The sequence below is a fragment of the Paenibacillus hebaui genome (assembly GCF_051934385.1).
Taxonomy (GTDB): Bacteria; Bacillota; Bacilli; order Paenibacillales; family Paenibacillaceae; genus Paenibacillus.
The window spans coordinates 4,296,159-4,320,580 of sequence record NZ_CP196836.1; the positions used below are offsets into that span (position 1 = coordinate 4,296,159).

Below are 24,422 nucleotides of genomic sequence, written 5' to 3' on the forward strand. Positions count from 1 at the left end.
ACACAAGCTTCCGAAGTGAAAGGAGACACCTTCTTGAAATCCATACTCATCGTCGAAGATGAGGAAGCTATCGCCCGTGTGCTGGCTGCCTATCTGAGAAAAGCGGGATTTGAAGTTCGTCACGCCGCTGATGGACACACCGCTCTAACCTTGTTCGACTCTGCCGTGCCTTCTCTTGTCTTGCTGGACATTATGTTACCAGGAATGGACGGTTGGGATTTATTGCGGATCATCCGCGAAAAAAGTGCTTGTCCCGTCATCATGCTAACTGCACTGGATGATATTCAGGACCGACTGGACGGTCTGAATGCCGGTGCTGACGATTATATGAGCAAACCATTTGTGCCCGAAGAAGTCGTAGCCCGGGTTAATGCTGTACTTCGCCGCAACTCCCATTGGACAGCTGGTGGTAAAGGCAAACGTTATTTTGGCAATCTGGTCATTGACCTGGCAGCCAAACACGTACTATTAAACGGAGCCGAAGTCGCACTGACCCCGCGTGATTTGTCGTTGCTGCTGTTTCTGTCGGAATATCCCAACCGTACTTTTACGCGTGATCATCTCATTGAGCAGGTATGGGGCATGGACTACGATGGAAGCGACCGCGCTGTGGACCTCTCCATCAAACGATTACGCCAGGCCCTCTCCCACTGGTTACCTGAAACGGGAGAAATCCGGACTTTACGGGGAATGGGGTATCAATTTTGGATCGCCAACTGAAGCGAAAGACGCCAAGACGGAAGACATCCATTTTGTCTTACTGGACACTTCAATATTTTCTAATCCTTTGTATCGGCTTCACGTTAATTGCCGCAGGAGCACTCTACTGGATCAGGACAACGTCCATTGAGAAAAGTCTGAAGACAGCCCAGCTATTGGGCTTGGAAATTGCCGAAAAAGTGACCGACAGTGAAAACAAATTACAGATTCCTCCAGATCTCGACAGGCTGATGGACAAGCGTACACAGTTATTTAATACCGATAATTACTTTTGCATTATGGTACTGGACAATGACAACCAATTACTCTACTCTAAGCCTGAAATGACTCAGAAAGATGTTCATTACAGACTGTCTGATGACATGCGTGAACCACGGAATAGTAAATACGCAGGCGTAAACGTCACTGTCTTGGACGGTGATCAACCACTGGGGAAAGTCTGGGTAATGCAATCCAAAAAATCCATTTCCTACAGTCAGGAAACACTGCTGATTGTTGGGTTGCTCCTTGCAGCGCTCATTCTGTGTGGCTGGTTTACCATCTACCTGTTGTCTCGTAAACTGTCCAGGCCCATAAGGCAGGTCGCTCATGCCGCCGAGCAGATTCGAAACGGAAATTACGAAGTGAATCTGGATCTGAACACACGAGAACGGGAGATGAGCGAGCTCGTTGAATCCTTCCGGGAGATGTCCATTCGTTTGCAGCAGTTGGAGGAATGGCGTGCCCTGTCACTTGCTGGTGTAAGTCATGAATTGAAAACACCGGTCACTTCTATTAAAGGATTGGTAATGGCTGTTCGGGATGATATCGTGTCTCCGCAGGAAGCAAAGGAGTTCCTCGACATTGCCTTGAAGGAATCTGAACGAATGGAGCGTATGGTAACTGATCTGCTCGATTACAACGCCATGAGTGCTGGCAGTGTTGCCGTTTGTCAAGAACGCATTGATCTGAAGTTGCTGGTGGGTGAAATTGTCTATCAATGGAAAATCGCTTATGAGGATAAATCTCCCGAGGTTGAGCTGCATACCCCTTCGGGCACGCATTATACGATCGGTGATGCCCTCCGGATTCAGCAAATTATCGTAAATCTGCTGAATAATGGACTCCAGGCAGCGGCCTCAGAACAGGCAACGATCTTTCATATTCGACTGCGCGTCGAAGAAGATCACCTGTTCATTGATGTTCAGGACAACGGTACAGGCATTGCCCAGGAAGATCAGCCCAAAATCTTCGAACGTTTCTACCGTGGGGAACTCAAGAAACGTCGCAATCGTGGTCTGGGTCTTGGCTTGACATATAGTCGCCTGCTTGCCCAGGAACAGGGCGGTGAACTAACGCTTGTCTCCAGTAGCTCAGAAGGAAGTATGTTCAGACTAAGCCTTCCGCGCTGGATGGCAACACACGAAGCCACTGTACCAGAAAAGGCATACGGAACGCCCGCCAAGGCTTAACGCACCGCGCTAACATGCCAAATAACCCAGCACTCCATTACAGGAGACTGGGCTATTTGGCATGTTGTTCTTCGTTCCTCGTCGTATTATCATAAATGGCAGCTTTAGCCCTATAATACACGTGGCCTGTATTCATCGTAAGCATCCGAGATCAATTCCTTATGAAGTACACTGCTCGCAATGATCGCTTTCCGCTTTGCTTTTAGAACAATCTGCTCTACGTCCGCATAACTGCATCCTGCCAAACGTTCACATATGTAATCATCCAGTTGGGCCTCCTGTTCAAATGTGCCAACCAACTTGCTGATATACAATCTGCGACTTGAATCATCTGGCATCCCGTACGTCATTTTAGTATCAAAACGACGCCAGATGGCGTGATCCAGTTGGGTTTCCAGATTGGTAGCCGCAACCAGAATGCTGTCACCTTCGAATTCATCCAGACACTGCAACAACGTGTTTACGACACGAGCCATCTCTTTCACTTCATCATTACTCTCACGTGTACGACCTATGGCATCAAATTCATCCAGGAAAAGCACACAGGGATTAACTCGTGCATATTCGAACAACTTGCGCACATTGCTTCCTGTTTCCCCAAGATGGCTATGAATAATTGCATCCAGTCTCACGAGCACCAAGGGTAGATCAAGACGTTCAGCCAGATGTGATGCCGTTAATGTTTTTCCCGTGCCGGGTGGCCCAAACATGACCATCTTGTTGGGTATCGATACCTCATGCTCTCTGAATTTCTCTTTCATGCCCAGAATGGTGATGAATTCATCAATGATGCGCTTGTTTTCAGCTGAAAATACGATATGCTGGGCTCTGCGCCTGCACTCTTTCGGTGTGTAAAAGGTAGCCATATCAATCCCTTTCGCTCGGGGAATTCGGTTGATATGATTCGTTTTGCTCATGTGTGCATGTGCTCCTTCATTCTATGGTTTCTCTCCGTGATTCAAGAAGGAATCACTTCGACTTTATTTAATCGTAATATTTACTATTAAACAATATCACACTATAGCCTGTTTGCAAAGATAACTACAGCACGTCCACTATTTTGCCACAGATGAGGTCATTTAGTTGCAAGCCGCAGGAAACTTTGCTATCCTGAAAGTGCATCGTTGTGTATAACACAAAAAAGCCCTCTATTTTCTTGAGAGCGAGTAGAATATCCAGATTGGCAAGCGGCAACTTGCTATCTCCAGATTTCTTTATACCAACGAATGTAATCCAATCTAAAGTGAGGTTAACAATCATGGCAAAAGACGTATTGTGTGAAGTTAATTCCTGTCGTCACTGGGCTGAAGAGAACAAATGCAGCGCATCTTCAATCTACATTGTAAGTCACAGTTCCAAACAAGAAGCAAGTCATTCCGCTGAAACAGACTGCAAAACCTTCGAGGTAAAATAAAAAATGTACAGGTTGTAACCAGTTAAAGGAGCCCTAAGGGGTTCCTTTTCTTTTTGTATTGTAACAAGAATGATAATTATTATCAAGCCCTATCCCGCAAAAATTGTATTCATCTCCTAGGTTGCACATTCGACTGCCCATTTACGTACACTACGAGAGCAGTCAAACTGCCCATGAACGATTAGATCCAAGAGGTGAATAACAATGTCCGTCAAAAATGGCACACAGTACATTGAACGAATTGATGCCCAGACCGTTCCCTGCTGGTACAAAGGGGAGCTTGTTACCGAAAAACGCTCAGAACATGTCGCCTTTGCTGGTTTAATGAAGACACAGGCCGAGCTCTACGATCTGCAGTCAGATCCAAAATTAATCGATACAATGACTTTTGCATCCCCTGCTGATGGAAAACCTGTAGGCATATCCTTTCTTCCTCCCACCAGTGTAGATGATCTGCGCAAGCGCCGTGAAGCCATGAGGATCTGGTCGGGAACTCATCATGGTTTTCTGGGACGTTCACCAGATTACATGAACACAGCGATCATGGCCTTTTATACGGGTGCGGATCTTCTTAATGAATTATCACCACAATACGCCGAAAACTTGAAAAATTACTATGCCTACTGCCGTGATCATGACATCACGCTCTCCCATGCTTTCATTCAACCGCATGCCAGTAAAATATCGGGCCAGATGGATGCTACTGAGGATGCCATTGCTGCCAAAATCGTTGAACGAACCAACGAAGGTCTGATCATCACTGGTGCGTTCATGATGGCTACTCAGGCCGCAACGTCAGACGAGATCCTGGTATACCCTTCTCCTTCACCAGCACCATTCGACGATGAAAATCCGTTCGCTTTTGCCTTTGCTGTGCCAAACGACCTGCCCGGAATTAGCTTCATCTGCCGGGATACCTATGCAGGCGATTCCAAGTTCAACTATCCACTCAGTTCCAGATATGAAGAGATGGACAACATTGTCATTTTTGATCATGTACTTGTTCCACATGAACGGATATTTTTTGCCGGCAGTGAAGACATGTCCTCCCGTCTCTTCAGCGGGAGCCATTTCCACATTCACGCGGGTCATCAGGTGTTATGCCGATATATTGCCAAAACGGAATTTGTACTCGGTACGATCCAATTACTCGTTGATACGCTCGACCAGGCTTCCGAGACTCACGTTGTTGAGAAAACTGCGCGAGTGTTTGCTGGCCTTGAATCATTAAAAGCACTGGCCCTGGCTGCAGAAGCCGGTGCCATACCGGACGGGCGGGGATTTGTGTTACCCGCACCCAAACCTTTGATGGCAGCAAACCTTCTGTTTCCTAAGCTGTATCCTGAAATGATTGAAATCCTTCAGCTCCTGGGTTCGAGCGGTGTAATTATGGTTCCTCAGGAAGAAGAATTTCGCTCAGACATTGCTCCGCACCTGGATACTTACCTGAGAGGAACAGATATGGCATCCCAGGAACGAACAGCCTTGTTCCGTCTGATCTGGGAGCTTGGTGCTGGATCATTTGGTGGCAGACAGACCCAGTTCGAACGCTTCTTTTTTGGCAACTCGATTACAGTCTCTAACCGGCTATACTCTGCCTGCTCAAAGGATCTCCAGTATCGTCAGCTTGTGCGCGAATTTATCGCCAACACCGACAAATAAGATTCGGGACTGATACCGATATTTAAACCAGATGGTCATAGACCGTCATCAGTTCAGAGGCTGGTCTGCTTGCATCGACATCGCGCAGTGCAGGCTGGTCTCCGTAACCGAGGTGAAATACCCCCAGCACCTTTTCTTCACTGGTTAAGCCCATCAAATTCATAAACACAGGATGCTGTTGGTAATCATTGATTTTCCATACAGCATTTAATCCCTGTTCCGCGGCCAGGATGCAAAAGCGCTTGCTCCAGGCTTTTGCAGGCAATAGATGGTCTTCTCGGGCGCATGAAGGGGCCACGACCACCAGATGTGCAGGAATGGCCTCGGTATATTGATATGTAGCCCAATCCCCGTAGCGATCAGCCAGATGGGGCGGGTAACTCTGTCTGACTGCCTCCAGATAAAGCTGCCGTCCTTCACCTGCAAATAACATAAACCGCCAAGGTTCTGAACTCATGACATACAAAGTCGGATCTGCTTCATCCAGCAATCGTCTTATTACGGATTGTGGCACCGGCAACGGGCTGAATTCACAAGCTCCTGTACGCCTCTTGCTGCTTATCGCCTCTTGTCTCAAACCGGTAGACATAACATCATCCCTTCCTCTATCTGCACGATATATCACGTCATCCCCTACAAGTCTTCACATTAACCACGTTTTCTTCGGTTCAGCCTCACTTCTCCAGCGATCAACCTCTTCATGAACACGTGCTTTGTCCCGCATCGTAAATCGGTCAGACTCCACTTTTTCCACAGTTGGAATACTGTCACGAATCAATTGAATATAATCCATGGCGCGAACCAGAGATTGACGCCCAGGGATATATCGAATCTTGCGACCTTCCAGCAGACAGTAGACTTCGATCATACCCGGTAATTTGCCGAAAGCTTCCCAGCAGAATACACTCACCATATGCTGAAACGCCTCAACGACGTTTGGATCATGGACAACCATATATTTCTGAACGAGCAGGGAATCCCAACCCTCAGGCTGCCAGGCCGCTTGAAAGATCATCGATAAATGCATCGACAATGAAGGAAGCTCCGTTCTCCACTGTTCAAACAGAATGGAAGGATGCTTCAAAACATCGTTCATCGCAATTGCGAGTGATAATTCATCCGTAATCTTGTTCTTCACGTCCCAGTAATGAAGTACCGATTCGAAACCGGTTGTCTTTCTGGGCCACCACTTTTCGAGCAAATATTGTACCGGCACTTCTCTGCGTACACTTGGCTCCATACTGTAAAATGCATTGACTGCATGGCTGACCGCATACTGTACGCGGTGTCTCCACTGCAGCGGAGAGCGCTGTTCAGCCTCCAGTTCCGGGCGGATGAACCAGTGCGGACTGCGCAGCATCTCTTCCAATCGGTAATCTTCAAGCAGCCGTTCCGGTATGTCTGACTTTCCCGGTTGCATAGCTGCCTGAACATGATGTCTTACCATACGTTTTAAGATACCTGTAATCCGGCAGCAGCGAAGTTTTTGCCAAATTCACGGCATGTATCCTTCTCCTGCTCCAATGGACTGTATTCAATCTTCAGCATCTCTGGAGATACCTCCGCCCCACGCTCCTGCAGCTTCGCAGCCGCAAGATCAACCGCCCCGCAGTACTGCTCGTAAGAAGTGTCACCACTTCCAAACACCGCAGCTCTTTTGCCGCTTAAATCAAGCTCATCCAATTCTTCGTAAAAATCAAGAAATTCGTCTGGCAGCTCGCCATCTCCCCAGGTATAGACCCCGATGAGAAAACCGTCATAGTCCAACACATCGGCTGCATTGCAATCCGTTACTGACTTCAAATCCACCTCGTGTCCTCCCTGCGTAATTCCTTCAACAATCAGTTCTGCAATTTCTTCTGTGTTTCCTGTCATACTTGCATAAGCCACCAACAATTTAGCCATCTATTTTCCCTCACTTTATTTAATCATCTACATACTGTTCCTGAAGAAGTAACATTTGAATTATCAAAATCATAAGTGATAATGATTATCATTGTCAAATTAATTTTTATCTATATAAATTCAACTTATGTATATTTACACTGGCACTCCGATGACAGAACAACCTTCCGATCACTGTTACCCCCAGATTTTTTCAATTCCTTTTCAATAGGGAAAATCCGGGGATAAAGGCGAACGCTTCGCTTCTTCAGGTTATTTCTGTCCTCTCCGTTATTGTGTAAATGTATAGTTGAACTTATCTATTATACTTTTCCAAGTATATGGCGTGTGTCGAATTTCACCACAATGAAAAGCACTCCTTCCTTTCAGGCAAAATGCTCACACCTCTTTCTTTTCCTGCCCACCACAACTGGCGTACAGGCCCTTTTTTGTTGTACAATAGTATCCAAATGACTTTTGAAGGATGGATAAACCACTATGTACGTAGCAAAGAACTGGAAGGACTATGAAGTAATCGATACAGGAGGTGGCGAGAAGCTAGAGCGTTGGGGCGATGTCATTTTGCGCAGACCTGATCCACAGATTATCTGGCCTCTCGAACAAGAAACGAATGAATGGCGCCAGGTGCACGGTCATTATCACCGTAGCTCTTCCGGCGGCGGAAACTGGGATATGAAAAAACCGATCCCGGAACGCTGGACCATCGGATACGAGAACCTGAAATTTCACATTAAACCGACCAGCTTCAAGCATACGGGCCTGTTCCCTGAACAAGCGGCCAATTGGAGCTGGATGATGGATAAAATCGCAGGTGCAGGACGTCCGATTTCTGTACTGAATCTGTTTGCCTATACAGGCGGTGCAACCGTTGCGGCTGCTTATGCCGGGGCTTCGGTGGTACACGTAGATGCTGCCAAAGGCATGGTACAGTGGGCCAAAGAAAATGTTCAATTATCTGGACTGGCTGATCGTCCTGTTCGTTTCATCACAGATGATGTATTCAAATTCGTACAACGGGAACAGCGGCGTGGAAATCGATATGACGCGATTATCATGGACCCTCCTTCCTACGGCCGAGGCCCTAACGGAGAGACATGGAAGCTGGAAGAGAACCTCTACCCGTTCCTGAAATCGTGCATGGATATTTTGTCGGACAACCCATTATTCATGCTGGTTAATTCCTATACAACAGGCATCTCCTCAACGGTTCTGCGCAACATGCTGACGATGACGATGTCTGCACAATACGGTGGAAACATTACGGCAGGTGAAATTGGTCTTCCGATTACCCGCAGTGGCCTTGATCTGCCTTGTGGCATCTTGGGCCGCTGGGAGTCCTGATCATGTCGGAACAACTGCATGGAACCGGAGAAATTCCGATCTTGTTCGAAGACAACCACTTGTTAGGCATTACAAAGCCGGTCAATGTACCTACCCAGGAAGATGCATCAGGTGATCCGGATTTGCTTACCTTGCTGAAGCAGGACCTGAAAGACAGGTATAACAAACCCGGCAATGTCTATCTTGGACTGGTGCATCGACTTGACCGACCCGTTGGTGGAGCGATGATTTTTGCCAAAACATCAAAAGCGGCTTCCAGATTATCCGAGACGGTCCGAGGACGTCATTTTCGCAAAATATATGCGGCTGTTGTCCACGGCAAGCCGCCTGCTCAGCAAGGAACGTTAAAGCACACCCTGCTGAAGGATGCGCGCACAAATACCGTCACCGTTGTGCCTCAGGGTACAGTTGGCGGCAAAGATGCCGTTCTGGATTACAGAGTCATCGGCCAAAATGACCGTTACAGTCTGGTTCACATTGAACTGCATACAGGCAGATCTCATCAGATTCGGGTGCAAATGAAAGAAATCGGCTGCCCCCTGTTTGGAGATCAGAAATACGGCGCAGATGTAAATAAGCCAGGCCAACAAATTGCCCTTTGGTCTACTATTGCAGCTTTTCCTCATCCGGTCACGAAGGAAGAGATTGTTCTACAGTCCCTGCCTCCCCGGGAATTTCCTTGGGCAGAGTGGCCGTCTGCTGTTTATGACAACGCGTTTAACACGGATCATTAAATTATTCATTTACTATACACGATCACAGGATCAGAGTTGATCGTAAGCCGTGTCATCTGGATTCTATATCCCGATGGCACGGTTTTTTAGTAGCTGCCTTTCGGAACGAACTCTTTCTTAACGACTCCAACCATATGTTAAACTGTTCCTTAGAAGACTGCACACTTGGAGCCTTATTCGATACCTCCACCAGAAAGGAAGACTCTGCATTATGACACCATTTACCAAACAGGTCGTCGCCATTATCACAGCCATTCCTGAAGGCAAAGTGATGACGTATGGGCAGATTGCTGCTCATGCCGGCAGTCCTAGAGCTGCCAGACAGGTTGTACGCATTCTGCATTCCATGAGCCGCAAGGAGCGCCTTCCTTGGCACCGTGTTGTCAATGCTAAAGGTCAAATCTCCATTCCAGATGAACACTCGCGCTTGATGCAAGAAACGGAACTCATAAGCGAAGGTATTGAATTTCAAATGGATGGAAGTATCAACCTCAGAATCTACGGCCATGATCCTGAACCGATCTTTCTCATAGATGCATCGGCTCATGAAGAATAATGTCCATTCACGACATAATCCCAAAAAAGAGAGCTCAAGCAGTAGAGACTGCCTGAACTCTCTTTTATTATTTTTAACGCGAAATATTGAATAGATAAGGACATTAAGCGAGTACGGTTTACGCAGTTGCATTCACTTTTTGCTGCTCAGCTGTTACAGGTTCAATAGCCGGTTTTGTTTTACGGATAAAGAACGCCAGCAGCAAAGCAACAACTGTCATTGCGGTTGCTATCATAAACGCATAGTTTACCCCATAGATGGTTGCATCGGCGGTAGCACGAAGCATCGCAGCCTTATCATCTGTAGCGACTTGGCCTGTAGCCAAGGCATCTGCCAGATGGGATTTCAGCTTACTGCTCATAATCGTAACGAGAATCGCTGTACCAATCGCACCTGCAACGGTACGCAGTGTATTGGACATCGCTGTACCATGCGCGTTCAGGCGCTGTGGCAACTGATTCAGACCCGCCGTTTGAATGGGCATCATCAACATCGACATACCAAACATACGAGCTGTATAGATAAACATCATGTAGCTGTAAGTTGTATCAATCGACAGGCGGCTGAGTCCCCATGTTGTGATGGCTGTAATTGCAAGACCAGCAACAGACAGCCAGCGTGCTCCAACTTTATCAAAGATGCGGCCAGTGATCGGAGACATAATCCCCATCAGGATGGCGCCCGGCATCATCAGCAAACCCGATTCAATCGGTGAGAAGCCGCGAATATTTTGCAGGAAAATCGGAAGCAAAATCATACCGGCGAACATCGCCATCGTCACGAGCATATTGATGATCGTTGTTAATGTGTACATGTTGTATTTGAAAATACGGAACTCCAAGAGCGGATGATCGGTTGTCAGCTGGCGAATAACGAACAGGATCAGGGAGATCGACCCGATGACCAGACATCCGATAACAATGGCACTTCCCCATCCGTCTGTACCCGCATCACTGAAGCCGTACAACAAGCTACCAAAACCAAGTGTGGATAAAATTACACCTGGATAGTCCAGTTTAGGTTTGGATTGCCGTGTTACATTTTTGACAAAAGCGATTCCGATTGCAGTCGCAATAACGGAGAATGGCAAAATGATGTAGAACAGTAATCTCCATGAATAATGTTCAACCACATAACCCGACAGAGTCGGTCCAATCGCAGGAGCCAGGATCATCGCGATCCCCATCGTACCCATCGCTTGACCGCGTTTTTCAATTGGGAAGATGGTCAGGAACACAACGGTCATCAGAGGCATCAGAATACCTGCACCTGCTGCTTGAATCACACGACCGACCATCAGGATAGAAAAGTTCGGACTTAATCCACAGACCAGAGTCCCTATTGTAAATAGTGTCATGGCTGCAATAAAAATTTGACGTGTCGAGAATTTGGCGATCAGATAAGCCGTAATCGGAATCAGCACACCGTTGACGAGCATATAACCTGTGGTTAACCACTGAGCTTTGTTTGCATTAATAGCGAGGTCTTCCATAATTTTAGGAAGAGCTACGTTCATCAGGGTCTGATTCAGGAAGGCAACAAAAGCACCGATTAACAGTGCGGCCACAATTGGGCCTTTCTTAATGTTGTCCATTGCGGAGGATGGCGCTGCTGTTGCAGTAGTACTCATGGGTTGTTCATCTCTCTTCCTTCTAACTTTTCAATCATTTGATTATGAATTCTGAGCAGGTGCTCAATGTCTTCCTTCGGGATATCCAGAATGGGAGATACTCTCTCCATCCACAAGTGGTGTGTCTCCTGTTGGGCCTTTTCCCCTTTGTCCGTAATTTGCAGCATGACGGATCGGCGGTCAGAGTGAGATCGTGTGCGAACAATATACTCGCCTTTAACCAAACGCTCCACAACAGCACTCATAGAACTGCTTCCCATATGGCATAGTTCAGCCACTTCGTTTATTCCGATGGAAGGACGTTCCCTCAATATGGATAACACCATAAATTGAATTGAAGTAAGCTCAATCTGCTTGTTTTCATTCCAGAATGCCCGGAAGAGCATTTGATTGACCTGCCGAAACGAATTAATAATGTAAAATACTTCGTATATGTGTGACATTAATTCACCCTTTTACTTATGGAATATAATATTTCGTACACGAAATATCAGGGGAACAATTACTTATTATAGCAAAAATATTTACATAGTCAACTCTTTACATATAATTTTAACAAATAATATTGAAGCATACTAAATAACACATCATCCATATCCAAATTGACCATAAGATTACCCTTGTCATGCGAGTTGTATATCGATAGCTACACATAAAATAACCATAGGACTCCTGTACACAGACAGGTTCTCCTATGGTTATTATGATCAACCAGGATCGATTATTAAGATGTGGACAATGCATGCTCTTTGTTCTTAGGTGTGGTCATCTTACCTAACAGATAAACCAGCAATTGCTGATTATGCATCGAAATGTTGCTCAGAACCGAATTCATAAATTCATTGCGGATGGAGATTCCCCGTTCGGTCTCCGTCCGCCCCTTATCGGAAAGGGATACCCATACAATACGCCGATCCTGATCGTCCCGGTTCCTGCGAATCAGTCCATTTTTCTCCATACGATCCAACAGCATAGTTACCGCTGCTGGTGTTGTAGCCAGAAAAGGAATAAGATCGGACGGCTTCATCTTCTGGTGATCCTCAAGAACCTCCAGCACGGCCAGCTGTGCCTCCGTTAATGTTGGTGCCAATTCATGATCCATATGAAGCTTGTAGTCCTTGGTCAGCTTCGACCAGCACTTGGCAAAATCGGAATTATACATCTTGAATCGCTCCTCTCTGCAACCGGTTATCACTTCACATGCTTAAGTTTTCGCGCTTCAAAGCCGCATTCCTGCTGCCTTTTTTCAATTTCCTAGCGATCGACCGTAATCGACGAAGGTTGTTAAACTTCGCATGGACGGCCTCTTTCATTCCGCGCCAGAACAACAAAATAAGACTCTTCGCATGACAGGCTATCCTGCGCTGCAAAGAGTCTTATTTCATTCCTTTTTTATGAGGATGAACTGGATTGATTCTCAGTGATATCTATCATAAGCTCCATAATTTCATCCTGTTTATCCACATGAATTAATAATTTACCGATATGTTTGCGTTCAGTAATAGGTACGGCTTCGGAAGAAATGTGATGTGCTTGTCCTTCCTTGGTCATCACCGTTACATTCCGTTGTTCTCGACAATAGAAAGCTCCGGCAATTCGGCTACCGTTTGGTTTCACCCGTTTGCCTTCCTTGAATTCAAAGGTCGCCAGTCCCTTGCCTCCACGGCTCTGAAGAGCATAGTCAAGCAATAACGAGCGTTTACCATAACCGAGGTCAGACAATACAGCAACTTCGCCTTCATCGCCTTCTACCCATAGAACAGAAACCACTTCATCCGTGTCTTTTAACTGAATACCACGAACACCACCGGATACACGGCCCATCGGATTGACCTCATCCTCACAAAAACGAATCGCCATCGCTTCCCTGGTAACCAGCATAATATCTTTACCACCTGTACTCAGATGTACAGATAATACTTCATCATCCTTGCCCACTTTGCACGCCGCTACTGCCCCTGACCGCTTGGTAACGTACTCCTTCAGCTCGGTTCGTTTCACCTGTCCTTTGCGCGTGACAAAGACCAGACTGTGATTCGGCTCTTCGAAGGATTTCACAGCAAGTACACTGGATATCCGGTCATCCTTCGCAAGTGGAATGACGTTGACAATCGCTGTTCCCGGGTCCTTCCACTTGAATTCCGGCACCTGATGAACAGGTAACAGGAAATACTGGCCTTTCTTCGTAAATACCAGCAGATTTTCAAGCGTGTTGACTTCAAGGACCTGTGAGATATAATCGCCGTCCTTCACACCACTTGCGTTACGTTCGCCGCCCGATCGTGTGAATGACTGCATACCTGTGCGCTTGATGTATCCCTCTTTGGACAACGTAACGAATACATCTTCCGAGTTGACCAGCACTTCCAGATTCACCTTGAGTTCTTCCACTTCACCCTGAATCGCCGAGCGACGGTCTATTCCGTATTTCTCACGAATCTCCATCAATTCTTTGCGAATGACTCCGATCAGCTTGCGGTCACTATCCAGAATGGATCGTAATTGTGCAATCTTTTTCATCAGTTCACCGAGTTCCTTCTCCAGAGAATTGATCTCCAGATTCGTCAACCGGTATAATTGCAACGTAAGGATGGAATCTGCCTGACGTTCGGTGAATCCAAACATCCACATTAGGTTATTTTGAGCATCCTGACGGTTCTTCGAGGCTTTGATCGCAGCAATGACCTCGTCGAGGATGTTAAGAGCTTTAACCAGGCCCTCAAGCACATGAGCACGGTCTTCCGCCTTCTCCAGCTCAAACCGGGTACGGAAGGTCACAACTTCACGCTGATGGGCAATGTAAGCCTCGAGGATTGATTTCAATCCCAATTGCTGAGGCGCTTTATTTACAATCGCAACCATATTGAAGTTATAGGTGACCTGTAGGTCTGTTTTCTTCAGCAAATAAGCCAAAATACCTTGTGCGTCCGCTTCTTTTTTCAGCTCAACCACGATTCGCAGACCTTCACGTCCACTCTCATCACGCACTTCGGCAATACCTTCAACCTTTTTCTCAAGTCGAATGTTCTCCATTGCTGTAACCAGACGAGATTTCACGACCTGATAAGGGATCTCGGTAATGACAATCTGCTGTCGGCCACCGCGCATGTTTTCAATCTCGGTTTTGGACCGGATATAGATCCGTCCTTTACCTGTTCGATAGGCATCCAGAATGCCGTCCCCGCCCATAATCAATCCGCCTGTCGGAAAGTCAGGACCTTTCATAAACATCATGATCTCGTCCAGCTCAATGGACGGCTTCTCCATTACAGCGATGGAAGCATCAATGACTTCACGCAAATTGTGTGGAGGAATCTCCGTTGCAAACCCTGAGGAAATTCCACTTACACCATTAACCAGCAAGTTCGGATAACGAGATGGCAGTACAACCGGTTCTTTAGCCGTATTATCAAAATTATCCTTAAACAGAACGGTACGTTTCTCGATATCGCGAAGCATCTCCATCGCAATGGGCGACAAACGAGCCTCCGTATACCGCATCGCCGCTGCCGGGTCATCATCCTGAGATCCCCAGTTACCATGACCGTCCACGAGCATATGGCCCATTTTCCATGGCTGTGCCATCCGCACCATACCCTCATAGATGGAGGAGTCACCATGAGGATGATAGTTACCCATTACGTCCCCAACGGTTTTGGCAGACTTGCGGTAAGTCTTATCAGGCGTATTACCTGAATCGTACATGGCATACAGAATACGCCGCTGTACAGGCTTCAAACCATCCCGCACGTCGGGAATGGCTCGATCCTGAATAATGTATTTGGAGTAGCGACCAAAACGGTCACCTACGACCTCTTCGAGAAAGGCCGGCATAAATTGTTCTGATGGACTCATTCCAAGCACCTTCTATTCTTCGTACTCTGTAAAGTCGACGTTCTCTACAATCCAGCGTTTCCGTGGATCAACCTTATCACCCATGAGCGTAGATACACGACGTTCCGCTTTTGCTGCATCAACAATCTGTACCTTAAGCATCGCACGCGTTTCAGGGTTCATCGTTGTCTCCCACAGTTGATCTGGATTCATCTCACCAAGACCTTTATAACGTTGAAGCTCCACATTGTTTCCAAATTCTTTCATGTAATTCGCCAGCTCTTCATCCGTCCAGGCATAACGTACACTTGCCATTTTGCCGGATTTGCGAGTGAGTTTGTACAGTGGTGGCTGAGCGATATATATTTTCCCTGCGTCAATTAACGGTTTCATATAGCGGTAGAAAAACGTCAACAACAGTACCTGAATATGTGCACCATCCGTATCGGCATCGGTCATAATTATGATTTTGGAATAATTGCTGTCTTCAACTGCAAATTCGGTTCCTATGCCCGCCCCGATCGCCGCTGTAATGGCACGGTATTCTTCATTTTTGAGAATATCAGCCAGCTTCGATTTTTCCGGATTGAGCGGTTTTCCCTTGAGGGGCAAAATAGCCTGAATCTTCGAGTCACGTCCCTGTTTGGCAGAACCACCTGCGGAATCACCTTCGACAATAAACAACTCATTACGGGTAAAATCCTTGGATTGCGCAGGAGTCAGCTTGCCATTCAGGTTGGAGCTTTCACTGCGTTTTTTGCCTGTGCGCATATCATCACGTGCTTTGCGAGCTGCTTCTCTAGCCCTGGAAGCTTGAACCGCTTTGCGAATTAACGTTTGCGCAACTTGTGGGTTTTCTTCCAGGAACCTCTGAATATTCTCGGATACGACCGAATCCACTGCACTTCGAGCGGAAGCGCTACCGAGCTGATCCTTCGTTTGCCCCACGAATTCAACCTCTGACATTTTGACACTGATGACAGCCATCATGCCTTCACGCAAGTCATTACCTTCGAGGTTTTTATCTTTTTCCTTAATCATACTGGTACGCCGTGCGTAATCGTTCATCACACGGGTATAAGCTGCCCTGAATCCGGTCTCATGTGTTCCGCCACCCCGAGTAGGGATCGAGTTCACGAACGAAGCCAGCGTTTCCGTATAACCCGCGTTATACTGGATCGCCACTTCAACCTCAATGTCATCCTTCTCCGCATAGAAGTGAATGACATCATGCAGCACATCTTTATTTTCATTAAGAAAAGCAACAAACTGGCTTGCTCCACCTTCATACATGTATTCATCCTGATTACCTGAACGTTCGTCCTTGAGCACAATTCTCAGTCCAGAGTTCAGAAAAGCAATCTCCTGAAGACGTTCTGCCAGTGTATCATAATTAAATTGAATGCCGGTCTGGAACACTCGAATATCCGGTTTAAATGTAACTTTTGTACCTGTCCGGTTGGTATTACCCAACACTTCGAGACCGGTCACCGATTCTCCGACATGTTCAATCCCTTTTTTGTCCTGCCAATACTCGAATCGCTGACGATGAATCTTGCCATCACGGAAAATCTCGACTTCAAGCCATTCGGACAATGCGTTTGTAACTGACGCACCTACACCGTGCAAACCGCCGGATTTTTTGTAACCTGATCCACCGAACTTACCGCCTGCGTGCAAAATCGTAAACACGACCTGGGGAGTAGGAATTCCTGTTTTATGTATACCTGTCGGAATTCCTCTACCGTTATCTTGAACCGTAATAGAACCGTCCTTATGCAGTGTGATATCGATTTTGGAGCAGAATTTGGCAAGATGTTCGTCGACAGCATTGTCCACGATTTCCCATACCAAATGATGTAGACCCGAAGTGCTGGTGCTGCCGATGTACATCCCCGGCCGTTTCCGTACCGCTACCAACCCTTCAAGTACTTGAATGTCGTCCGCGTCGTAGCCTGAAGACCCTTGTCCTCCGCCTGTCGAACCTGCCGACATATCGCTTTGCTCGACCATTCATGCTCCCCCTTCTTAACTTGCAACTAAAAAAATGCCTAAAATGCAAACAGATGTTTTCTTATCCTTGTCCATTTTAATTCAAGATATCCCGTTTCGTAAAGACAAGGAATGACACAATGAGTGAAGCAATGCCCCAAACACTAAGCACAATAAGGGAAAAACCAAGATTCATTCCCTCGATTGGCGGTAATCCTCCAGACAAATAATTAGGAAGCTCAAGGTTAACCATGAACAGATACTTCGCTGTCTGCCAGGATGCCGCCATACTGGTCAAGATCGTTCCAGCAATCAGAGCGGCCATCATAATGACAATACTTGCGGCAGTACTGCGGACAAGCACAGATACCATAAATGCAAGCATAGCCACGATTACACTGACAAACCAGATTAATCCCGCCTGCATGAGCAGATACAACCACTGGTCTACCGCGTGCACAGCGGACATATCGACATCCGTTCCCACAACCTTAAATCCGGTGAAGATCGGCATACCAAAACCTTTGTATCCGAACACAGCTCCAGATATCACATAGCAGATAATATACGCAGATACCACAATGATCGACACAAACATAATCAGCGTAATCAGTTTGCTCAGCAATACTTTCCATCGTTTGACCGGACGGGTCAGTAACATTTTAATTGTGCCTGTGGTGCGCTCGCCTGACACAAGATCTGAAGCAATCGCCATGATCAGCAACGGAATAAACAACCCAACCGCATTATTCATGAACTCACGCGTAAAGGTAACACCGCCTGGTTCCTTCGGATTGATATCATTCTCCAGATAATACTGCATCTGTTGAATGTACACTGTTCTATACTTTTTGTATTCTTCAGGTACCCGATCACTACCCAGCGAGTTTTGATTATCCGTGATGGCCTGTTGCAGTTCAAGCCGCCAATCGCCGTTAAACTTGTCACGGTTATTTTCCGCAGATTTCATCTGGGCATACGTGAACATCGGTACCAGGACCGCGAGTACGATAAAAATAATATAAAGACGTTTTTTCTTCACCATCTTGATCGTTTCGTTTCGGATCAGAGGCATAATGTTACTCAATGGATTCACCTTCTGTCAATTTTAAAAATAGTTGTTCCAGCGTTGGCTGAATCCGCTGTACACCTTCAACCTGAATTCCAGCTTGAATCATCTGTTGTACCAGGACCGGAATCTGATCCTCATGCATTTCAGCAACGACAGCGTTTGGACCAAGTCCTGCAACGATGGTATCATCCATTACATCAGCAGGCCGATCGACCAAGGCAAAGCCTGCATCCAGCAATATCTTTTTGCCAGCTTCCAGTGGAGAAACATGCCATATCGCTAATTTGGAATGGTCTTCGATCAGTTCGTTGACTCCACCAACCGCCAGTACGCGTCCGGCACTGATAATAGCCACTCTGTCACATAACAACTGAATCTCACTCAGCAAATGACTGCTGACAAATACAGCCATGCCTTCGCTTGCCAGTTGCTTGATAAAGACACGCAATTCTTTGATTCCTTTGGGATCAAGCCCATTCGTTGGTTCATCCAGAATCAGCAACCGAGGACGTCCGAGCAAAGCCTGTGCAATACCAATACGTTGACGCATGCCCAAGGAGTAAGTTCTTACTTTATCATGAATCCGCTGATCGAGGCGTACAATATCTACCACTTCCTGAATACGATCATTATCCACGCCAGGCTGCATACGGGCAAAGTGCTCCAGATTCTCCCATCCGGTCAAATACGTGTAGACTTCCGGGTTCTCCACAATAGAACCCACGTATCTCAATGCTCGTTCAGGATCACGATTCACATCATAACCACAGACCTTGATTTTGCCTTCCGTTGGTTTGATCAGATCGACCAGCATACGAATGGTTGTTGTTTTCCCTGCACCGTTGGGTCCCAAGAAGCCAAAAATCTCGCCAGGTTTGACGTCAAATGTAACATCATTAATAATCCACTTACGTCCGATTTTTTTCTTCAGATGCTGAACAGACAGTACGGGATCAACTCGCTCTTCTGTCATTTATTTCACACTCCCTTCTGCTGGGGTTTCTGCCTGATATTCTTGTGCAATCCGAACTGCAATTTGCTCATATCCTTCGCCATTGGGATGGAAATGATCTGAAGACAGGTACTGTCCGAGATGATTTTCAAACAAATCAAATGTAGGCACAAGTGTCATCTTGTCCTCGTTGTTCAAAATAGCCAGTGCAGCATCGTTCCATGCAGCTACAACTGCATTTCCCGGTTTCTCCAGTTCCTTCACATCACCAAATGGATTGTACAACCCTATGTAAGCAATCTGTGCATCAGGGTTAATCTCTTTCACTTTCTTCAAAATCTCCTGCAGACGTTTCGATGTCTCTGGTAAAGCTGCCGCCAGTTGCTCAGCCGTTGGCGTGTCTTCTCCCTGAAGTACTTGTCCACCCTGAAAGAGGTCATTGGCTCCAATGGACAACAGAATAAAGTTGGACTGTTGCAATACATAACGTACACCCTGTTCATCCAGCTTGTTCAAAAGTGCGTCTGTTCTCAGACCATTCACACCCAGATTGTTAAGAACCTGTACATCATATCCTTTATCTTTGAGCAGATTCCCCGCCCGTCTCACAAAACCAAGACCCTCATCGTCTCCTGTGCCTCTTGCCAGGGAATCACCGATGACAGCCATCCGAATCTTGCCATCCTCCACTACAGCTGGTTGCCCCTCGTTATCCTTAGGTGATGCGGTTGTCTCCTGGCCTGTAGTTAACTCAGAATCTCCCTTGGGAAAGATCACATCTTTTATGGCGTACCCGAATCCGAATAACAGCAACAAGGTTGCCAAAATGGATACTGTACTGATGGTTCTCCAGATCCCTGGCGCTGAATCAAGGCTTTTTTTACTTTTCATTCATCACATCTCCGCTCATGTACACCGGAACTTGGTGCTAAAATTTTTAAAATATTTCTACATTAAGATGACGCTTTTCCTAAATAACATAAATGTTCTGTCGTTAATTTGCAAACTTTGCCGATATATATATGAAAATTCATAATGCATATCGAATCTACGAAAAAAAGCTATGCCATGCACAGCTCCAAGCTGTGATGACATAACCTTTTTCAAATCAAGTGTGAACGTTTTTCATAATATATTATTATTTGCCGATAAATTCTTGAGCCCAGTATCCGTTGTAGTAACCTACACCGATCTTCGTAAAGTTTTTGCTCAGGATATTTGCACGGTGTCCTTCACTATTCATCCAGGCTGTAACCACCTCTTGAGGTGTCTTTTGCCCTTTGGCGATGTTCTCGCCAGCATAGCTGTAAGTTACTCCGAATTGTTTCATCATGTCAAACGGAGAACCGTACGTTGGGGATTGGTGAGCAAAATAATTGTTATCGCTCATATCTTTAGCTTTGGCTAATGCCACTTTGTCGAGTAGAGCATCTGAAGCTAACGCGCTCAGGCCTGCTTTCGCACGTTCAGCGTTCACAAGCTTAACAACCTCAGTTGCAAAGTTTGATTGTGTGCTTTCGCTACCGCTGTTGCTTGTATTGTTATCCGTATTACCCGTGTTCGAAGGATTTTTAGCCGGTGTAGTTGCCGGTTTCTCTTCTTGAGTTGGTTGAGCAGGTTTAGTAGTTTCTGGCTTTGTAGTTTCTGGCTTCGTTACAGGCTTCACTACTATTTGTCCCTCGGATACGGTGTATCCGTTTTGCTTCAGCCATTTCTCAATGTAAGCCTTCAGGCTGTCTGTGCTCGCAATCTTGTACGTCGTTGTAGTCTTATATGTTGTATCTGCAGCAGATGCGGAGGCAGGGAGCATGATCCCTACGGCCAGTACAGCTGTCAGACTGCTAGTTACGACTGTTTTCATCCATTTCTTCTTCAAATTCATTCATCTCCTTAAGAATTAGTTATTACAACTTTGTAATGAATACTCTAGCAGTATATCAATTCATAGGAAGCATGTTAACCTATAAAATATGGAAAAGTAAATTTTTTGTCATTTTTAGGGCATGTTTCAAGCAGGTTCAGAAGGTTTATATCACACTGCACTGGGCTCTTTATTACTTTAAAGTAAGGTTCAGTCAGCAGGATTCGGTAGCTTCACGTCAAATCATAAAAAAAACGGCATTCGGACAAAAAATGCTTGCCGAATGCCACTTTATCATCTATTTATCATTCACCACAACAGAACGTGAAGATCACGATATAATGAGAATCTTTTTGCTACAAGAGAACTTTACTGAAACGATAGCCTCTCTTCTGGAAGCCAATGTGCTCATAGAAAGAACAAGTCTTTGAAGTAATTTCACGGTTCGCACCAGTGAAAAACAGTTGTTTACCACCTTTTTTTCTACCCCACTCTTCAGCACGAGCCATCAGCCTGCGGCCAATTCCGCCTCCACGATATTCCTGACCTACAATGAGGGAAGTGATTTGTGCTGCTGGTTCCGGATAGGCATGACTTTGTACACATTGCACGCCAATCACACCAATAATTTGTTCATCCACTTCGGCAACAAGCATACATGCGTTTGGATTAGTCTCCAAACATTCAATGCGCTCTTTCATAACATTGGCTGTTGTCGGGTAGCTGACCTCTCGCATCAGTCCCGTTACCGCTTCAGCATCTCGCAGCTCACACTCTCGGATCATCAGTACAGGGGCCTCAACATTATAGGACATGATTTACCTCCACTTTCAGCATATTAGCGGCTTGCACCACTGTTTTACGAGCTTCTTCCACATCTTGGCCAGCACTTAGCGCTACGGCCATTCGGCGTCCCACTTTGGTCTCAGGCTTGCCAAATACACGAACCTGAGTACGAGGAAGAGCCAGTGCTTCTTCGATCCCGCCTACCGTAAAGTCAGATGTTTCATCATTAGCCTTCAGCGTTGCTGAAGCTCCCGGTGTCAGTAAATGTACTCCTGTGACCGGAAAACCAAGAATTGCACGTACATGCAGCGCAAACTCGGAACTGTCTTGCGTTACCATTGTAACCATGCCCGTATCATGCGGACGAGGTGATACCTCGCTAAACACAACGCCATCCGATGTCAGGAACAATTCAACTCCAAATAGTCCATAACCACCAAGTTCATCCGTAACTAATTTGGCAATATGACAAGCTTGCTCCCACTGCTCAGTAGTCATTGCATGTGGCTGCCAGGATTCGACATAATCCCCATCCTTCTGAATATGACCAATCGGAGGACAAAATACGGTGCCTGATACAGACCTAACAGTGAGCAATGTAATCTCACTATCAAATTGCACAAAGCTCTCCACGATGACACGAACGGATTTGCCACGAGCACCCGAAAGTGCGATGTCCCAACAATCCTCCACATCATCCGGTGTACGGCATACGCTCTGCCCTTTGCCGGAAGAACTCATTAGCGGTTTAATGACACAAGGTGTGCCAAGTTCACGAACGGCTTCCTGAAGCTGCTCCAGGTTGTCCGCAAAAAGGTAGGCTGCTGTCGGAAGTTTCAAATGTTCAGCTGCCAGACGACGAATGCCTTCGCGATCCATCGTTAAACGTGCAGCACGAGCCGTAGGTACGACACAAAATCCTTCTTCCTCAAGTTCCAGTAAAGCTTCTGTTGCAATAGCTTCAATCTCAGGTACGATGTAATGAGGTTTTTCTTTACGGATCAATTGTTTCAAAGCTTCCGCATCCAGCATGTCGATGCAGTATGACCGGTGAGCAACCTGCATGGCAGGCGCATTGTCGTAACGATCTACAGCGATCGTTTCCACTCCGAGTCGTTGGGCCTCAATAACGACCTCTTTTCCCAATTCTCCGCTACCCAAAAGCAGCATTTTTTTGGCTTGAGCCGTAAAAGGAGCACCCCACATGTTCTTTCCAATCCTCCCAAAGAGAAATCTTCTATATCTATCTCTCTATTTTCGGGGTTTTGGTTAAAGAATGCAAGAGTGCTCCCTATTTTTCTTGTGAATTTTACAAGATTTTTTGTGTTTTTTCGATCAAATTTTACAATTACTGCTCAGCGATTCGATACTCCTTCCATTCTTCCCAGAAATAAGGATATATTGACAGTGTTAATGTCATTCATCTAATAAATCTGATTAAACACGTTTTTCTCAAACTCAAACGCTTTTGATATGCCGATTTTTTTCTCTAAAAAGCTCATTATGTGAGGAAACATAGGCCATGTCGGGAGCCTCTGGAGTCAAGTATTTTTTCGCACTATTTACTGCTACAATCGCATCATTAAAGGCTCCGGCAATAAGTCTGACTTTGCTATCGTGGGTTGCACAATCTCCTGCCGCGAAAATACCGGGTATGCTGGTCTCGGCAAGCTGACTCATAAGTATCGTTCCATCGTTCATGACCAAGCCACAGCTGGCGAGATCACTTACATTGCTTTTATAGCCGTGACTGACCACAACTTCATCCACATCTAACAATACATTTTCCTGGCTGTGCATATGGGTAATGACCACCTGATGGATACGTTCGCCATTGCCATGCAGCTTTGTGATTTGATAGGGTGTCTTCACATCAGCGATATCTTTCATTTGACTTACATTTCGTTCCATGGCGCGAAACTCCGCTTGACGATGAATAACGGTTACACGATCGGCTATACCAGCAAGTTCAATCGCCCAGTCAACGGCGCTGTTGCCTCCACCAGAGATGAGTACATGTTTACCCCTAAAATGCTCCGGATTTTGCACCGTATAATAGAGATTACCCCGTTCATATTCATTCGTATCTTCGATATCCAGCTTATGAGCTTCAGCTATGCCACGACCTACAGCCACAATAAGGGTACGCGTATAATGTAGCTCTCCGCCGGCAGTATGCAGGGCCAATATTCCGTTCTCCAGACGAGTGAATTTCTCCACTTTGCAATTCAGCACAACGGCTGGATCAAAGGTCATTGCCTGCTGAACAAGCCACTCGATCAGCTTGGAACATTTCATAGGCGGCACCCCGCCTACATCCCAAATTGTTTTTTCCGAATAGGTATGCAGAAATCCGCCAAGCTGGTCCTTGCCTTCAATGATTTTGACTTTCATCTCACGCATCCCTGCATAAAAGGCGGCATACATTCCAGCCGGTCCGCCCCCGATAATGGTCACGTCAACTATTTCTTCTTCACACATTTTGAACACATCCTGTTTTTGGAGTTTGATC

The 24,422-nt window shown here is 46.2% G+C and carries 24 protein-coding genes; 7 read left to right on the plus strand and 17 right to left on the minus strand.

The genetic code is table 11. From position 1 onward, the window contains the following. Positions 1-33 precede the first annotated feature (33 nt). Together ACR32F_RS18930 and ACR32F_RS18935 are read left to right on the plus strand one after the other, a co-directional pair. Entirely contained in the window at positions 34-720 is a 687-nt protein-coding gene (locus tag ACR32F_RS18930; protein WP_440109649.1) for a response regulator transcription factor, read from the plus strand. Continuing rightward, positions 705-2,171 carry a HAMP domain-containing sensor histidine kinase gene (locus ACR32F_RS18935; RefSeq protein WP_440109651.1) on the plus strand — a complete coding sequence of 489 codons (1,467 nt, stop codon included), beginning with the start codon at positions 705-707 and terminating at the stop codon, positions 2,169-2,171. The genes ACR32F_RS18930 and ACR32F_RS18935 overlap by 16 nt, the downstream gene beginning before the upstream one ends. Before the next feature lie 110 nt (positions 2,172-2,281). On the opposite strand, the gene ACR32F_RS18940 is transcribed toward ACR32F_RS18935, so the two are convergent. Both ACR32F_RS18940 and ACR32F_RS18945 read right to left on the minus strand, forming a co-directional pair. Continuing rightward, the gene (locus ACR32F_RS18940) at positions 2,282-3,088 is read right to left on the minus strand and encodes an AAA family ATPase (RefSeq protein WP_440109653.1); all 807 of its coding nucleotides are present in this window, start codon (positions 3,086-3,088) and stop codon (positions 2,282-2,284) included. 124 nt (positions 3,089-3,212) lie between these two features. Then, entirely contained in the window at positions 3,213-3,365 is a 153-nt protein-coding gene (locus ACR32F_RS18945) for a hypothetical protein (protein ID WP_440109655.1), read from the minus strand. A gap of 64 nt (positions 3,366-3,429) precedes the next feature. Between ACR32F_RS18945 and ACR32F_RS18950 the strand changes: the two genes are divergently transcribed. Together ACR32F_RS18950 and ACR32F_RS18955 are read left to right on the plus strand one after the other, a co-directional pair. Then, a complete protein-coding gene (locus ACR32F_RS18950; RefSeq protein WP_440109657.1) occupies positions 3,430-3,585 on the plus strand; it encodes a DUF1540 domain-containing protein in 156 nt (51 codons plus the stop codon). Positions 3,586-3,789: 204 nt separating this feature from the next. Then, positions 3,790-5,247, plus strand: a complete 1,458-nt coding sequence (locus ACR32F_RS18955) for a 4-hydroxyphenylacetate 3-hydroxylase family protein (protein WP_440109659.1) — start codon at positions 3,790-3,792, stop codon at positions 5,245-5,247. 22 nt (positions 5,248-5,269) lie between these two features. On the opposite strand, the gene ACR32F_RS18960 is transcribed toward ACR32F_RS18955, so the two are convergent. The 3 genes from ACR32F_RS18960 to ACR32F_RS18970 are packed head-to-tail and all read right to left on the minus strand — an operon-like array spanning position 5,270 to position 7,152. Continuing rightward, positions 5,270-5,836: a nitroreductase family protein gene (locus tag ACR32F_RS18960; protein WP_440109661.1), complete on the minus strand. Its 567-nt coding sequence runs from the start codon at positions 5,834-5,836 to the stop codon at positions 5,270-5,272. Positions 5,837-5,890: 54 nt separating this feature from the next. Continuing rightward, entirely contained in the window at positions 5,891-6,694 is an 804-nt protein-coding gene (locus ACR32F_RS18965) for a hypothetical protein (protein WP_440109663.1), read from the minus strand. Between the two features lie 5 nt (positions 6,695-6,699). Further along, positions 6,700-7,152 (minus strand): flavodoxin, encoded by a 453-nt coding sequence (locus ACR32F_RS18970; RefSeq protein ID WP_440109665.1) that lies wholly within the window; start codon positions 7,150-7,152, stop codon positions 6,700-6,702. A 477-nt stretch (positions 7,153-7,629) separates the two neighbouring features. Here ACR32F_RS18970 and ACR32F_RS18975 point away from each other — a divergent pair, with 477 nt between their 5' ends. The 3 genes from ACR32F_RS18975 (at position 7,630) to ACR32F_RS18985 (ending at position 9,783) form a co-directional block, all read left to right on the plus strand. Further along, positions 7,630-8,493, plus strand: coding sequence for a class I SAM-dependent methyltransferase (locus ACR32F_RS18975; protein WP_440109667.1), 864 nt, complete (start codon positions 7,630-7,632; stop codon positions 8,491-8,493). 2 nt (positions 8,494-8,495) lie between these two features. Continuing rightward, the gene (locus ACR32F_RS18980; protein ID WP_440109669.1) at positions 8,496-9,227 is read left to right on the plus strand and encodes an RluA family pseudouridine synthase; all 732 of its coding nucleotides are present in this window, start codon (positions 8,496-8,498) and stop codon (positions 9,225-9,227) included. A 211-nt stretch (positions 9,228-9,438) separates the two neighbouring features. Beyond that, positions 9,439-9,783: an MGMT family protein gene (locus tag ACR32F_RS18985; protein ID WP_440109671.1), complete on the plus strand. Its 345-nt coding sequence runs from the start codon at positions 9,439-9,441 to the stop codon at positions 9,781-9,783. Between the two features lie 118 nt (positions 9,784-9,901). Here the strand turns inward: ACR32F_RS18985 and ACR32F_RS18990 are convergent, their stop codons facing one another. The 12 genes from ACR32F_RS18990 to ACR32F_RS19045 all read right to left on the minus strand — a co-directional run bounded on the left by ACR32F_RS18990 (position 9,902) and on the right by ACR32F_RS19045 (position 24,391). After that, positions 9,902-11,413 carry a DHA2 family efflux MFS transporter permease subunit gene (locus tag ACR32F_RS18990; protein WP_440109673.1) on the minus strand — a complete coding sequence of 504 codons (1,512 nt, stop codon included), beginning with the start codon at positions 11,411-11,413 and terminating at the stop codon, positions 9,902-9,904. Continuing rightward, the gene (locus ACR32F_RS18995) at positions 11,410-11,856 is read right to left on the minus strand and encodes a MarR family winged helix-turn-helix transcriptional regulator (protein ID WP_440109675.1); all 447 of its coding nucleotides are present in this window, start codon (positions 11,854-11,856) and stop codon (positions 11,410-11,412) included. Before ACR32F_RS18995 ends, ACR32F_RS18990 begins: the two co-directional genes overlap by 4 nt. A gap of 281 nt (positions 11,857-12,137) precedes the next feature. Further along, positions 12,138-12,575 (minus strand): MarR family winged helix-turn-helix transcriptional regulator, encoded by a 438-nt coding sequence (locus ACR32F_RS19000; RefSeq protein ID WP_440109677.1) that lies wholly within the window; start codon positions 12,573-12,575, stop codon positions 12,138-12,140. Between the two features lie 230 nt (positions 12,576-12,805). After that, on the minus strand, positions 12,806-15,268 hold the full coding sequence (gene gyrA, locus ACR32F_RS19005) for a DNA gyrase subunit A (RefSeq protein WP_440109679.1): 2,463 nt from the start codon (positions 15,266-15,268) through the stop codon (positions 12,806-12,808). A 12-nt stretch (positions 15,269-15,280) separates the two neighbouring features. Then, positions 15,281-17,260 (minus strand): DNA topoisomerase IV subunit B, encoded by a 1,980-nt coding sequence (parE, locus tag ACR32F_RS19010; protein WP_440109681.1) that lies wholly within the window; start codon positions 17,258-17,260, stop codon positions 15,281-15,283. Positions 17,261-17,336: 76 nt separating this feature from the next. Further along, entirely contained in the window at positions 17,337-18,326 is a 990-nt protein-coding gene (locus ACR32F_RS19015) for an ABC transporter permease (protein ID WP_440109683.1), read from the minus strand. Further along, complete coding sequence (locus ACR32F_RS19020) at positions 18,319-19,284, minus strand: ABC transporter ATP-binding protein (protein ID WP_440109685.1); 966 nt, start codon at positions 19,282-19,284, stop codon at positions 18,319-18,321. The genes ACR32F_RS19015 and ACR32F_RS19020 overlap by 8 nt, the downstream gene beginning before the upstream one ends. Next, a complete protein-coding gene (locus ACR32F_RS19025) occupies positions 19,285-20,154 on the minus strand; it encodes a GDSL-type esterase/lipase family protein (RefSeq protein ID WP_440109687.1) in 870 nt (289 codons plus the stop codon). A gap of 247 nt (positions 20,155-20,401) precedes the next feature. After that, positions 20,402-21,139: a CAP domain-containing protein gene (locus ACR32F_RS19030; RefSeq protein ID WP_440109689.1), complete on the minus strand. Its 738-nt coding sequence runs from the start codon at positions 21,137-21,139 to the stop codon at positions 20,402-20,404. Between the two features lie 341 nt (positions 21,140-21,480). After that, positions 21,481-21,939, minus strand: a complete 459-nt coding sequence (locus ACR32F_RS19035; RefSeq protein ID WP_440109690.1) for a GNAT family N-acetyltransferase — start codon at positions 21,937-21,939, stop codon at positions 21,481-21,483. Next, positions 21,929-23,116 (minus strand): formate-dependent phosphoribosylglycinamide formyltransferase, encoded by a 1,188-nt coding sequence (gene purT / locus ACR32F_RS19040; RefSeq protein WP_440109691.1) that lies wholly within the window; start codon positions 23,114-23,116, stop codon positions 21,929-21,931. Before purT ends, ACR32F_RS19035 begins: the two co-directional genes overlap by 11 nt. A gap of 252 nt (positions 23,117-23,368) precedes the next feature. Next, the gene (locus ACR32F_RS19045; protein ID WP_440109692.1) at positions 23,369-24,391 is read right to left on the minus strand and encodes an NAD(P)/FAD-dependent oxidoreductase; all 1,023 of its coding nucleotides are present in this window, start codon (positions 24,389-24,391) and stop codon (positions 23,369-23,371) included. Positions 24,392-24,422 lie beyond the last annotated feature (31 nt).